General features: G+C 56.0%; 10 protein-coding genes. 8 read left to right on the top strand and 2 right to left on the bottom strand.

The genetic code is table 11. The features are described 5' to 3' along the window. The first annotated feature begins 89 nt into the window (after positions 1–89). The 8 genes from MJ923_RS04585 (at position 90) to MJ923_RS04550 (ending at position 10,990) form a co-directional block, all read left to right on the top strand. Entirely contained in the window at positions 90–3,125 is a 3,036-nt protein-coding gene (locus MJ923_RS04585) for an amidohydrolase family protein (protein ID WP_240590079.1), read from the top strand. Next, a complete protein-coding gene (locus tag MJ923_RS04580) occupies positions 3,122–4,381 on the top strand; it encodes an amidohydrolase family protein (RefSeq protein ID WP_240590078.1) in 1,260 nt (419 codons plus the stop codon). Before MJ923_RS04585 ends, MJ923_RS04580 begins: the two co-directional genes overlap by 4 nt. A gap of 155 nt (positions 4,382–4,536) precedes the next feature. Further along, positions 4,537–4,932, top strand: coding sequence for an Rcs stress response system protein RcsF (gene rcsF, locus MJ923_RS04575; RefSeq protein WP_240590077.1), 396 nt, complete (start codon positions 4,537–4,539; stop codon positions 4,930–4,932). Positions 4,933–4,935: 3 nt separating this feature from the next. Continuing rightward, complete coding sequence (gene tsaA, locus MJ923_RS04570; RefSeq protein ID WP_240590076.1) at positions 4,936–5,718, top strand: tRNA (N6-threonylcarbamoyladenosine(37)-N6)-methyltransferase TrmO; 783 nt, start codon at positions 4,936–4,938, stop codon at positions 5,716–5,718. Next, on the top strand, positions 5,708–6,322 hold the full coding sequence (locus MJ923_RS04565; RefSeq protein ID WP_240590075.1) for an acyltransferase: 615 nt from the start codon (positions 5,708–5,710) through the stop codon (positions 6,320–6,322). Before tsaA ends, MJ923_RS04565 begins: the two co-directional genes overlap by 11 nt. Positions 6,323–6,338: 16 nt before the next feature. Next, positions 6,339–7,652: a GGDEF domain-containing protein gene (locus MJ923_RS20845; protein ID WP_240590074.1), complete on the top strand. Its 1,314-nt coding sequence runs from the start codon at positions 6,339–6,341 to the stop codon at positions 7,650–7,652. A gap of 370 nt (positions 7,653–8,022) precedes the next feature. Then, positions 8,023–9,741: a proline--tRNA ligase gene (locus tag MJ923_RS04555; RefSeq protein WP_240590073.1), complete on the top strand. Its 1,719-nt coding sequence runs from the start codon at positions 8,023–8,025 to the stop codon at positions 9,739–9,741. A gap of 124 nt (positions 9,742–9,865) precedes the next feature. Continuing rightward, complete coding sequence (locus MJ923_RS04550; RefSeq protein WP_126166288.1) at positions 9,866–10,990, top strand: patatin-like phospholipase family protein; 1,125 nt, start codon at positions 9,866–9,868, stop codon at positions 10,988–10,990. 28 nt (positions 10,991–11,018) lie between these two features. On the opposite strand, the gene MJ923_RS04545 is transcribed toward MJ923_RS04550, so the two are convergent. Together MJ923_RS04545 and MJ923_RS04540 are read right to left on the bottom strand one after the other, a co-directional pair. Beyond that, a complete protein-coding gene (locus MJ923_RS04545) occupies positions 11,019–12,107 on the bottom strand; it encodes a hypothetical protein (protein ID WP_240590072.1) in 1,089 nt (362 codons plus the stop codon). A gap of 71 nt (positions 12,108–12,178) precedes the next feature. Further along, positions 12,179–14,125: a monovalent cation:proton antiporter family protein gene (locus MJ923_RS04540; protein WP_126166286.1), complete on the bottom strand. Its 1,947-nt coding sequence runs from the start codon at positions 14,123–14,125 to the stop codon at positions 12,179–12,181. Positions 14,126–14,202 lie beyond the last annotated feature (77 nt).

Here is a 14,202-nt window from a genome sequence, read left to right as displayed (position 1 = left end):
ACCTTTTTACAATTCAGTACTGCCATTCAATTGCATCTTCCGTTACTCTTTTATCTACTTTTGCCTACAGAAAAGACAACACCAGTACGATGAAAAATAACAATAACTTCATCTTACTCTTACTGGGACTCTCCAGCATCCCGTTGAGTACAGATGCCAAAACCTTACTGACATCCGATCCGCAGTCACTGTTAGCCATCGAAGGCGCCCGATTACATCTGGCTCCCGGGCAAGTCGTGGAGCGGGGAACCCTGGTCATTGAAGGCAATAAAATCAAATCCATATTAAAAGGCCAAGCCGCGCCAGCCGGTGCGACGGTAATTAATATGCAGGGCCTGGATATTTACCCGGGCTTTATCGACCCATTCAGCCAATATGGTATTGGCTTTAGCTATCCCAGCACGGAGAAAACCGCGCCCGTGTATGAAATTGCCCGTATTGGCGGTAATGCTGCCAACGGTGCCATTCATGCAGAAAAAGTCTGGGCACATGAATTTGCCGGCAACCACGAAGAGGCACAAAGCTGGATTAATAACGGCTTTACCAGTGTGCAATCGGCAAAGTTTGATGGCATTTTCCGTGGTCAGGGCGTCCATGTTTCCCTTGCCGATAAAATTGCCAATGAGCTGGTTTACCGCGCCGAAGCGAATCATTTCCTGTCTTTTGATAAAGGCAGCTCTGTGCAGGACTACCCCAACTCACTGATGGGTGCCATGGCATTAATTCGCCAAACACTGCTGGATGCGGGCTGGTATGGTAAAAACGCCGCCTTGGCTGGCACGGGTGCGCTTGAATTCAATGCCGCCCTTGAAGCACTCTCAAGCGAGCAGCCGCATTATTATGTATTTGATACACAGGATTTAAATAGTCAGCTCAGGGCCGCAAAGCTGATGGGCGAATTTAATTTGAAGGGTGCATTGCTGGGCAATGGCCGCGAATATGCGCGTATAGATGAAATTAAAAACACCTCGTTTGAGCTTATTCTGCCGCTGAATTTCCCAGCGGCGCCCGATGTCAGCGATCCGGATTTAAGCCATCATCTCAAACTGGCCGAACTGCGCCACTGGGAGCGTGCCAGCGCCAATCCCGCCGCCCTGAGTCAGGCAGGCGTGAATTTTGCCCTTACCCTGCACGGCATTGAAGATAAGAAAGACTTCTGGCCGCGGCTGCAAAAAGCTGTGCAATCAGGCCTCAGCGAACAAGACGCCTTGGCCGCACTAACCACCAGTGCCGCCACCATCGCCGGGGTTGCCAATATAGCCGGCAAAATCGAACCTGGTTTTATGGCCGATTTGGCCGTGTATCAGGGTAATCCTTTTAAGGATGGCAAGCTGGTGAGCGTGTTCCTGCAAGGGCAAGAAAAGGCTATTGTCCCCAAAGATGTACGCCCGCTCATTGGTGAGTACCAGTTACAGCTGGGTGATAAATCCCTGCCACTGAGCCTAGGTTATGATAGCGGCATAAAAGTCACGCTCGATGGCAAGCCGCTGGAAGCACAAGGCACAGTCAATGCCCTGCTTGGACGCGCTGAGCTGCCCGGCAGCAACGGCAAATTCAGATTAAAGCTGGATATGACCCGCCTAAGCGGCCAGGCAATCAGCAGCGATGGCAAAACGCAGCCACTGACACTTACCCGAGCTACGCCCAAAGCGGCTGACAACGCAGCTACCGGCAAAGCATCTGCAACAACTGCGGCTTTCGTGGGCGCTCTGACTTCTCCCAATGTGGCCTTTGGCCGCGCCGCCCTGCCCGGCAACGACAAGGTGCATATTCAGGGCGCCACTGTCTGGACCTCGGAAGCCGAAGGCGTGCTGGAAAACACCGACGTTATCATCAGCAAGGGCCGCATTTTGCAAATCGGTCAACAGCTGATGACCCCGCCGGGTTACAGCAAGATTGATGGCACGGGCAAACATCTCACAGCCGGTATTGTGGATGAGCACTCCCATATTGCGCTTAACGGCGGCACCAATGAAGACACAGACGCAGTAACATCCGAAGTCCGCATTGGTGATGTGCTGAACCCCGAAGATGTTTCCATCTATCGCTCCCTCGCCGGTGGCGTGACCACGGCGCAGCTGCTCCACGGCAGCGCCAACCCCATAGGTGGCCAGAGCCAACTGATTAAGCTGCGCTGGGGCGAAAGTGCTGAAGGCCTTAAATATCAAGGCGCACCGGGCAGCATCAAGTTCGCCCTGGGCGAAAACGTCAAGCAGGCCAACTGGGGCGATGATTTTACCATTCGCTTCCCCCAAAGCCGCATGGGGGTTGAGTCGGTTATGGCCGATGCCTTCGATGCCGCCCGCGATTACCGCAAGGCCTTTGCCAGTTACAGCAAGCTTGCAGCCAAAGAGCAAAACCAGCAGTTGAGTCCACGCCCTAACCTGCGCCTGGAAGCCATTGCCGAAGTGCTGGAAAGCAGCCGCGATGTGCACATTCACTCCTACGTGCAATCAGAAATCCTGATGTTTATCCGCCTCGCCGAAGCATACGGTTTTAAGGTTAAAGCCTTTACCCACGTGCTTGAAGGCTACAAGGTTGCCAAAGAGCTGGCGGCCCACGGCGCCGGAGCATCTACCTTCTCCGACTGGTGGGCCTATAAATTTGAGGTCTACGACGCCATAGTGCAAAACGCCTGTTTGATGCAACAGGCCGGAGTGCTGACCAGCCTCAACTCAGACAGCTTCGAGATGCAGCGTCGCCTCAATCAGGAAGCCGCCAAATCGATGATGTATTGCGACATGAGCCCGGAAGAAGCCTGGAAGATGATTACCATCAACCCAGCCAAACAGCTGGGCATTGACAAAGACACCGGCTCCATCAAAGAAGGCAAGGTTGCCGATCTGGTGCTGTGGGATGCCAACCCGCTGTCGGTTTACGCCCGAACTGAGATGGTTTGGGTCGATGGCAAGCGCTTCTATTCCAAAGAAGAAGATGCGGCCATGAGACAGGCACAGGCCGAGGAGAAACGCGCTCTGGTGCAAAAAATCCTGACGCTGGATGAAAGCGAAAAAGCAGGCGAGACACCGTCTGATGTGCTTGAACCCGAATGGCACTGCGACACCCACTTTATTTTTGCAGGCCAGAATCGCAGCAACCAGCATCAACACGGAGCCCACCAATGAGACATTTACTTCTGCCACTGGCGCTGCTGGGAGCCACTGCCAGCGCCCACGATATGGTGCCGACAAACTCGCAATCTAACGCCATTCTGTTCACCCATGCCACAGTGCATACAGTGTCCGATGGCGTAAAAGAAAATACCCAGGTACTGGTTGAAAACGGCCGCATCAAGGCCATTGGCGCTCAGCTTGAGGTGGAAAACGCCCGCATTATCGATGCCAAAGGCAAGCACCTCTACCCCGGCCTTGTCGCCTTGGACACCCAGGTCGGCATGGTGGAGATTTCCATGGTGCGCCCAACCGTAGACACCTTTGATGTGGGGCTGAACAACGCCGAGCTCAGGGCGCAATCGGTGTTTAACCCCGACTCGGAAATCATCCCCACCTTAAGGCGCAATGGCATTACCCACGCACAAATCGTCCCCCAGGGCGAGCTGCTGGCCGGGCAAAGTGCGCTGGTGAACCTCGACAGCTGGACAGTGGAAGATGCGCTGGTGCCAACACCCATGAGCCTGCATCTTTACTGGCCAGAACTTGGCGGTTTGCCAAGCAAGCCGGATGAGAAAGCCAAAGCGCTGGAAAAGCACCAAAAAGCGCTGAATGACATTACCAATCTCTTTGCCAGCGCCCATGCCTTTGCCGACCGTAAGGCTGCCGAGCCTGGTCTGAGCCATCGCCGCTTTGAAGCCATGCAGCCGCTGTTTGCCGGCAAGGCCAGGCTGTTTTTACACCTCAACGACAGCCGCGCCATCAGCGAAGCCCTGCCATTGGTGCGCCAGTACCAGCTCAAGGCCGTGATTGTTGGTGGTTATGATGCCTGGCGTCATGCCGATGCCATCAAAGAGGCCGGTGTGGCTGTGGTTTATCCTTCAGTACTGAGCCTGCCACGGCACAGGGATGACAACATCGACGAGGCCTTTGTAGTGCCAAGCAGGCTTGCCAAGGCCGGCATCGACTTTGCCATTGCCTACAACGGCGATTGGGATGCCCGCAACCTGCCCTTTGCGGCCGGTTATGCCGCCGCCAATGGACTGGATAAAGACGCCGCACTCAAGGCCATTACCCTGGATGCCGCCAAAATTGCCGGTGTCGATGATATGGGTGCCATCAAGGAAGGTTTTCGCGCCAATCTGGTCCTGGCCGAGGGCGATATTCTCGACCCCATGAATGCCCGCATCCAGCAGGTATTTATTGACGGCCGTGAGATTGATTTGAAAACCCGTGCCGATCAGCTTTATCAAAAGTACTTGAAGCGATAGAATTTTGCAGATTAGCCCGGCGCCGGTTTCCCTCAGTAAGATCTGATTGAAGCCTCGCCGGACACGCAGAATTTTATAACCAATGCCCCGGATGCAACTTGCCGGGGCATGTGCCGCGGCGCAGGAGCGACCGCCAAACGCCGACAGGACCCATCATGACCCTACGTAATCTGACCGCCGCAGCCGGGGTTGCTGCATTGCTGGCCCTCGCAGGCTGCTCATCGGACTATCGCTTTTCCAGCAACCTCGACCGTGAGGCCATCAACGATTACTTTAAGGCCGGAGATGTGGTGCTGTTCGAAGCCAATCAACAACCCTCAGGCCGCTACGAAATTCTGGGTCTGGTTGAAGGCGAAGCCTGTCAGGCAAGCCCTCATGATGTGCCGGTAAGCCTTGCCGATGCCCGCACCGATGCCCGCCGCAAAGCCGCCGATAAAGGCGCAAACGGCCTTATCATCAAAAACTGTACCCTGATCACCGAGCCCGGCGGCGGTTGCCACAGCCGCAGCCTGTGTGTGGGTCAGGCCATCCGTCAGGCCAGCGCCGACTAAGTTATGAAGGCGTTCGAAAATCTTATTCAGGCGGTGGCAACCTGCCACACGCCCTATCGGCAAAAATTCGGTATTCCACGGCAACCGGGGCTGGTAAACGCCCACGGTTTTGTGGAGCTGCTGCCACCCTTTAACGATCCCGACACAGTGCGCGGGCTTGAGCAGTATTCCCACCTGTGGCTGCTGTTTTGCTTCCACGAAAACCTGTCTCAGGGCTGGAAAAACACAGTGCGACCACCACGCCTCGGCGGCAATGAAAAGCTGGGGGTGTTTGCCACCCGCTCCACCTTTCGCCCCAATGGCATAGGCCAGTCGGTGGTGCGCCTGCACGGCATAGTGAAACGAAAAGGGAAATTGTGCCTCGAAATCAGTGGCATGGATTTACTTGATGGCACGCCCATCATAGATATCAAACCCTATATTCCCTTCTCCGATGCCATTGTGGATGCTAAGGGCGGCATGGCGCAGGAAGCCCCGGTATTGATTGAGGTGAGCTACAGCGAGACGGCATCGGCGCAAATCGCCACCCTAGGCCAGAGCGATGCCCGCCCGGATTTGGCGGCGCTGATAGACGGCGTGCTGGCCCAGGACCCACGCCCGGCCTACAAGAAAGCCAAAGAAGATCCCAAGCTGTATCAGGTTGCCCTGTACGATCTGGATATTTTCTGGTGCATTCAGGACGACAAGGCCCATGTGCTGGAACTCAAGCCCACCAAGGTTGGCCAGGTTGCATCTGAACCAAACGCCTCTGGACAAAACAGCTCAGGACAAAGCAATGACGCCTGACGACTACCGCGAGCAGCATAAAAAGCGCCTGTCCTGGATGCCCTGGCTGTATTTCTCATTGAAAGACAAGCATAAAGCCTGGGCACAGCCCTGGCAGCAGGAAGTGCAGTCACGGCTGGTGCAGCTCGAAACCGTCACCTTGGGCCAGCATTGCTTTATTGCCCCCGAAGCGCAGCTTTTTGCCGAACCCGGCCGCGATATCCGCATGGGAGACCAATGTATGATAGCGGCAGGGGTTTTTCTCCACGGTCCGATTGATATGGGCGATGAAGTGGCGATAAATCATGGCGCTTCCCTTGACGGCGGCCGCTCAGGCATCAAAATTGGCAGCAGAACCCGCATCGCCAATAACGTTACCATTTACGCCTTTAACCATGGCATGAGCCCGGATGAAGCCATTTACCGGCAGAAAGTCAGCTCCAACGGCATAGTGATAGGCGAGGATGTGTGGATTGGTGCTCAGGCGGGCATAGTGGATGGGGTGACCATAGGCTCCCAGGCCGTTGTCGGCATGGGAGCTGTCGTCACCAAGGATGTGCCCCCCTTCGCCATTGTTGCCGGCAACCCCGCCCGCATCATAGGCGACAGGCGCACAAAAGGTTAAACACAGGGACGATGCAGTGAACAAGGACGCTCAGGTATCCACCTTATCAAAACTCAGGCCGCTGCCAGCGATGAAACGGCGGCTGTGGCAAAGCTTTCTGTGCATTGCCCTGCTCGGCATTGCCACCGGATTGATGGCCCTTGGCGCCATCAATCAGCAGGCACAGGAGTTCAGCACCAACCAGCAGAGTCAGTTGGAATTTCAGCAACTTTCCCGCGACAGCCTGTTGCAGCAGCTGGGGTTTGAAAATCTCGCCCGCGACTGGAACACCCTGCCACCAAACAGCCGGGTAAAGCTGATTGATGAAATGCAAAAGCGCCAAACGACGCTGCTTGGCAACTTATTGGAACAGCAAATCGTTGAGCGGGATATGGCCATCCGGGTCAAGCAAGGACTGGACAGCCTGCAACCCGATAAGGACCGGGTACCTGTGTTGCGTGGCCTGGCTGAGCTGAGTCGGGATTTGGCCATCAGGATAAGCTCACTGCATGTGGCCCAGAGTCAGAAAATTCTCGCCGAAGTCGAAAAGCGCCGCTGGCAGCTCAATATGACTGTGATGTTCCTGTCGCTGTTTTTTATCCTGCTGACACAATATCTTGCCTGGTCACTGCTTGGCCGCCATTTTATCCGCCCTCTGCTGGATGTCAGCCGCCAGTTGCAGGTGATTTCCTCCCACGGCAACGAGCCTGCACCGCCCATTCCTCAGGTTAATCAGGAACTCAGGGATATGTCGGATAACCTGCGCCATATCCAGCGCCAATTAAGTGGCCAAAAACGCAACCCCGACGTTGACCCTACCACAGGGCTTGCCTCCCGCAGCGCCCTGAATCAGCACCTGCAGCAAGAGTGGCTCCGTGGTCTGCGCCGGGAAGAGCCGGTATCCATGCTGCTGCTGAGCCCCGATCCCATCTGTCTGCAAAATGGCCATGAGCTGGCCGAAGTGCCCGAAGCCAGCCTGCAACAATTGGTGGCTATTGCTACCCAGCACACCTCGCGGGTGCAGGATTTCCTGGCCCGTTTCGAAGGCAATAAGCTGGCGATAGTGCTTTCCTGCACCGATCTTGAGCAGGCCATTAAGCTGGCCCATCAGCTTTGCCACCGGGTGAATCAGGCCCGTATCGCCACGCCGCTGCTGGCAAGTCAGCCCTGGCTCACTGTGTCGGTGGGCGTCGCCAATCAGGTGCCAAGACGCCCCCACAGTTGGGATTGCCTGCCGCTGGAGGCTGAAGAAGCCCTGCTGCAGGCCCGTGCCCAGGGTGGTAATCAGGCCACGGTGGCGCCCTGTATGTTGCCCGATGCAACCTGGCTTCAGGCCGCCGGTAATAGCTAGGGGCTGTTGACGTTTCACGGTTATTTTTGCAGCAATTTGACTGGTGTTTATGCAAGGCGAAGTCCGTGCAGTGTAGTGACTCTACATAAACGGACGCTAACGCAGCAGAAACATAAGCCAAATGCTGCCCGACGGGTTCGTCTGGCAAGCCCTTTCTCTTTGTCGCTCGTCATTTGAGTAGCATAACTACACATCATTCCTCGCTTCGCGAGCACGGGCTTGCCAGAGCGAACAAAAATTAATCTCGCAACGTCAACAGCCCCTGGCCCCAAACACGCATCAGCGCAGGCTTTTTGCTGCATACCGCGCGTGACATCATGGATGCAGGTGATACAATGGCGCCCACTGTTTTTAACTATGGACACCGGGAATGCGAGTCAGCAAATACCTGCTATCGACACAGAAAGAAACCCCAGCCAATGCCGAGGTAATCAGTCATCAACTCATGCTGCGTGCGGGTATGATCCGCCGCAACGCGTCAGGCCTTTACAGCTACCTGCCCACAGGTCTGCGGGTACTGCGCAAAGTGGAAGCCATTGTTCGTGAAGAAATGAACAAAGCCGGTGCCATTGAGATCCTGATGCCCATGGTGCAGCCGGGTGATTTGTGGGTTGAAACAGGTCGTTGGGATCAGTTTGGTCCTGAGCTGCTGCGCTTTACCGACCGTCACGAGCGTGACTTTGTGCTCGGCCCGACCCACGAAGAAGTGATCACCGACCTTATCCGTAAGGAAGTGAGCTCTTACAAGCAGTTGCCGCTGAACCTGTACCAGATCCAGACCAAGTTCCGTGACGAAGTGCGCCCCCGTTTCGGCGTGATGCGTTCACGTGAGTTCCTGATGAAGGACGCCTACTCTTTCCATTTGGATCAAGAGACGCTGGATGAAACCTATCAGGCCATGTACACCGCCTACAGCAACATTTTCAGCCGCATGGGTCTGGCATTCCGCCCTGTGCTGGCCGACACAGGCTCCATCGGCGGCAGCGTGTCCCACGAGTTCCACGTACTGGCCCAAAGCGGTGAAGACCTGATTGCCTACTCCACCGGCAGCGACTACGCCGCCAACATCGAGAAGGCCGAAGCCCCACTGCCAACCGAGCCTCGCGGCCAAGCCACCGAAGCGCTGCGCACCGTGGACACTCCCGATGCCAAGACCATCGCCGAGTTGGTTGAGCAGTTTGGCGTGGCCATCGAAAAGACCATCAAGACTTTGATTGTTAAAGGCGCGACCGAAGAAGCGCCTCTGGTTGCCCTGCTGGTACGTGGCGACCACGAACTGAACGAAATCAAGGCCGACAAGCTGGAGCTGGTTGCCTCGCCGCTGGAGTTTGCCGGTGAAGCGGAAATCCGCGCCGCTGTGGGTGCCGGTACCGGCTCTATCGGTCCGGTAAACCTCAAGATGCCTGTCATTGCCGACCACAGCGTGCTGGTAATGAGCGACTTTGCCGCCGGTGCCAACGAAGATGGCAAGCACCTGTTCGGCATCAACTGGGAGCGCGATCTGCCGCTGGTTCAGGGCGCCGACATCCGTAACGTAGTGGAAGGCGAAGCCACCCCAGATGGCAAAGGCACCTATGCCTTCGCCCGCGGCATCGAAGTGGGTCACATCTTCCAGCTGGGTAACAAGTACTCAGAAGCCATGAATGCCACCGTACTGGATGAAAACGGCAAATCGCAAATCATGCTGATGGGCTGTTACGGTGTGGGCGTAAGCCGTATCGTGGCTGCCGCCATCGAGCAAAACCATGACGATCGCGGCATCGTTTGGCCGGAAGCCATTGCCCCCTTCACCGTGGGTATTCTGCCAATGAACATGCACAAGTCACACCGGGTGACCGAAATTGCCGAAAAGCTCTACAACGAGCTGACCGAGGCCGGTTTCGAAGTGCTGTTTGATGACCGTAAAGAGCGTCCAGGCGTGATGTTCGCCGATATGGAACTCATGGGCGTGCCCCATGCCGTGGTGATTGGCGATCGCAACATCGATGCCGGCGTGTTCGAGTACAAGAACCGCCGCACCGGTGAAAAGAGCGAAGTGCCTTTCGACCAAATCGTCGACTTCCTCAAGAGCCAGTTCACCCGCGCCTGATCTACAGCGCGCCACTGAACCACAGAAAGCACCCTCCGGGGTGCTTTTTTTTATGCCGCACCATTGCCAAGCCCGGCATCAAGCAGCTTTAATTGAATTAACTATCAAGAAATTGGAGCAAGTCTTGCCATCATCCACTGCACTGGTGCTGGGTGGCGGTGGGGCCCGGGCGGCCTATCAGGTCGGGGTACTCAAAGCCATAGTTCAGTTCTATCCACGAAACCACGGCATTCCGTTTCGGATTGTGTGCGGCACCTCGGCTGGGGCGATTAATGGCACCTCCATCGCCACCCACGCCTCCTGTTTTCACCTCGGCGTGCGTAAACTCGAGTGGGTGTGGCGCCACTTTGAAACCTCCAAGGTGTATACCAGCTCCCTGGGTGGAGTGATGAAACACTTAAGCCGCATGGCGCTCAAAGGCATGCAGCACGATAAGGTCAGCACCGACGCCGGCAGCCTGCTGGATAACGAGCCGCTGCGAAAGCTGCTGAATGAGCTTATCGACTTTGGCCGTATCGATCGCAATATCAAATCCGGCGCCCTCACCGCGCTGTCGGTGGACACTTCCTGCTATAACAACTCCCGCTCGGTGACCTTTTTTCAGGCCTCACGGGACATAGACAACTGGCAGCGCGCGCGCCGAAGCGGCGAGCGCACCCGGCTCAACACCGAGCATTTGCTGGCAAGCTCGGCCATTCCGCTGGTGTTCCCGTCCATCAAGCTTAAGCAGCATTATTATGGCGATGGCTCAGTGCACCAGCTGGCGCCGCTGGCAAGCCCCATTCACCTGGGGGCCGAACGTATTCTGGTGATTAACCTCGACAGTCCCCACAAGCAGGAAACCCGTGAGATGGAGCACCATCCGAAAACGGCCACTGTGGCGGGTCACCTGCTGGATACCATCTTTTCCGATACCCTCAACAGCGACCTTGAACGTCTTGAGCGGATAAACAATACCCTCAAGCTTATCCCACAGGAGAGCCGTGACCGCTTGAACCTCAAGCCCATCACCACCCTGGTTATTAAGCCTTCAGAGGATTTAACCGAGCTTGCAGCCCGCTACTACCGGGAAATGCCCTTTGCCATCCGCAGTTTGCTGGGGCTGATTGGGATCAGTGAAGAGTCGGACTCGAGTATTGTGTCCTACCTGCTGTTCGAAAAGGCCTACACCAGCGCCCTGATTGAGCTGGGTTATCAGGACGCCATGTGCCGTATCGATGAAATCAAAGCCTTTTTCAATCTCGACTGACACAGCCACACAAGTGCAAATGCCAGCCTCAAAGGCTATAGATGATCCCGGCAGTAATGAGGATTAAACAGAGCGCCACCACCACAGTGCCAAGCTGGCTCTTGCCTTGCTCAGACTGAGCCGCAGCTTTGGATACCGACGCCTTCGAAAAGGAATCAGCGGCCACCTGATTAACTGACAGTCCTGCCACTGCGTCCTTGTCATCCATTTGCACCTCCACGGCGCCATGGGGCATCTCATCCAAGACCAGATAGGCTTTCAGCGGCAGATGAGACTGCTCTTTGCCTGAGACATACAGCTGGGGCGCGCCGTTATCGTCCCGGCTCACCAGTGACGGCAGCATGGTCAGCGCATCGGCGCAGTAATCAAAGCTGAGCTCATTTAGCAGCACCACTTCAATGCCCTTGCTTTGGGCAACTGCAAGCAGTTCGCTCGACAGCTCAAAGCGTGCCAGCTCGCCGCCAAGCACCATCAGCTGCCGGGGTAAAACCTCAGCAGCGCCCCGATATGCGGATGAGGATTGGTCAGCAGAGGTGCGGCTCTTGCTTTGACCGGCATGGGCTGTCTGTCCATCGCCTTCTCGGTGCACCTCAGCAAGCCATAAGCAGTCCAACAGCCAGATATGCTCAAGATTGGCATAACGCGCCATTAAATCACTGGCGGTCTGCCAGCCGGGGGCAGCAGCAGAAATCCACTGACGGATCACTTCCACATCATTGCCGCAATGACGCAAAATGCCTTGCTGGCCCTGAAAACTTGCCACCATATGATTAAGGAATGAGTGATGTTCTTCGGCAGACATCGCCTGCATGTCGCCAAGCTCCAGCGGCATCGCCTGATTGGCATAACTCATCAGCATAAATTCCTGCCAATGCATCGGCTTGGGGAAATATGCCGTCGCGGGCTTAAGATGCTCACGGATGTATCTGCGGGCTTCAGTTTCAGCGCATTCGAGATAACCGACGCACTGGCACTCATTGTCGGCATCATCGACCGGCACAGTGAGCCACAGCGGCGCCTGTTCCTGAGATGAGAACACAACCTGAACCTTGGACGTCAGCAGTTTGAAGAGTTCATCTACGGGGATGGAGAAACTGTCCTGAATGGGGTGTGACACAAAACTTCCTTGTATTCACAGAGAAAAATGACGTGCCAGTATAACGCCATTCAGTGGATACAAACAAATCGTCAGCCTTGCAGCAGCAGCGCCTCGGCTTTTTCCACCCGCCGGGGCTTGCCCAGTAAAATCAGCACATCACCGGCCTTAAGCTGCCAGTCTTCATCGGGGCTGTCGAATTCCTCCCCGGCGCGGCGAATGCCCCTCAGTTCCACCCTGAGTTTGCTCCAGGGAATATCACCAAGACGCTGACCGACGGCGCTGGCGCCCCGGGGCAAGGCCACGGCGTGCAACAGCTCCAGGGTAAAGTCCATTTCCGTGCCCGAGAAAAAACCATGCAGATACTGATAATGGTTCCGCCGCTCAAGCTCGAGGCGCTTTAAAATGCGGGTAAGCGGCACACCGCACTGGTACAGCACCTGACTCACCAACATCAAACTGCCTTCCAGGGTTTCGGGAATAACCTGGCTGGCGCCTGCTTGCTCAAGCAGCTTAAGCTCACTGTCATCCCGGGTGCGCACCAGAATTTTTGACTCAGGCGCCATGGCGCGGCACAGGTGCAACACTTCGTCAACGGCGCGGCTTTCACAGAAAGTAAGCACTATCATCTTGGCCTGGCTTATCCCCGCCTGCTTTAAAATACTGCGCTTACAGGCATCGCCGAAATACACAGGCTCCCCTGCCCGCTTGGCCTCCTGCACCCGGGTGGGGTCAAGATCCAGCGCCAGATAAGGCACGGCCTCGGCGCGAAGGAAGCGGGCGATGGTTTGACCCACCCGGCCATAACCAAGAATAAGCACCAGCTCAGAGCCATCTTCGACCTTGGGCAAACCGGCATCACGCTGGGAATTGGGTTTAAGCCCCTGAAACAGCTTGCTGATGTTCACCGCATGGCGCACCAGGGCAGGAGCAAGTGCCATCGACAGCACGGCCACCATCACCAGGGCTGTGCTGACCTCACGCTCCAGCAGACGGTAATTTACCGCCAGGGCGAGCACCACAAAGGAGAACTCCCCGACCTGCGCCAGAGTCAGCGCCGTAACCGATGACACCCTAAATGGCTCACCGGCCAGTTTCAGCAGCCCATGCACCACCAGCGCCTTGCCTACCACCACGGCCAGCAAACCCAGCAGGATTTGCCACCAGTAAGCCATCACTAACTGGAAATCCAGCAGCATGCCGATGGAAATAAAGAAAAGTCCCATCAACAAATCACGAAATGGGCGGATATCGGCTTCAAGCTGGCGCCGATATTGGCTCTCACCAAGCAGCATGCCCGCCATAAAAGCCCCCAGGGCCATCGACAGCCCCAGCCACTGGGTAAAGGCACCGGTCAGTAAGGCGACCACCAACGCAGAGAGTACGAAAAGTTCGTTGGAGCGTGAGCGCGCCACTTCATCGAATACCTTGGGAAGTGCCCACTTACCAAAGGCCATCAGCGCCATAAAAGCGACAATACCTTTAAGCAGTGCAAACAGAATGCTGTTAAGCGCCACGGCGCCGTCGTCCCCGCCAAGCAGCGGCAGCAGAATAAGCAGCGGTACTACGGCCAGATCCTGAAACAAGAGCACACTCACCGACAACTCGCCGTGGCGGCGACGCAGCGCGCCCTGTTCGTTGAGCAGCTTAAGTACGATTGCGGTGGATGAAAGTGCGATGGCGGAGCCAATCACCAGTGCTTGTGCGGGCTGCTGCCCCAGGGCCATGGCAATCAGCATAACTATCAGGGTTGTCACCAGCACCTGAGCACTGCCGAGGCCAAATACAGTGCGGCGCATGGCCCAGAGTTTGGGGACAGAGAACTCCAGCCCCAGGGTAAACATCAAAAGCACCACGCCAAGCTCGGCCACCGAATGCATCTGCTGCTGACTGAACCAGTCAAAGCCGCCGGGACCGGCCACTACGCCGGTCAGCAGGTACGCCAAAATGGCCGGCAACCCCAAGCGACGCAGCAGTGCTATCGCCCCAATGGCGATAAGCAGCATCAGCAGGATCTTGAGGAGAATGCCGTGTTCCATGAAAAATCCCTGTCAATTTTCCGGCGTAATAAAAAACAAGAATGGTCACTTCAAAGATTAACTGAATGACTAATAAA

The sequence above is a fragment of the Shewanella zhuhaiensis genome (assembly GCF_022484835.1).
GTDB lineage: Bacteria > Pseudomonadota > Gammaproteobacteria > Enterobacterales > Shewanellaceae > Shewanella > Shewanella khirikhana.
Note: the sequence above shows the minus strand (reverse complement) of the source record. Positions and strands in the feature narration are given on the sequence as shown.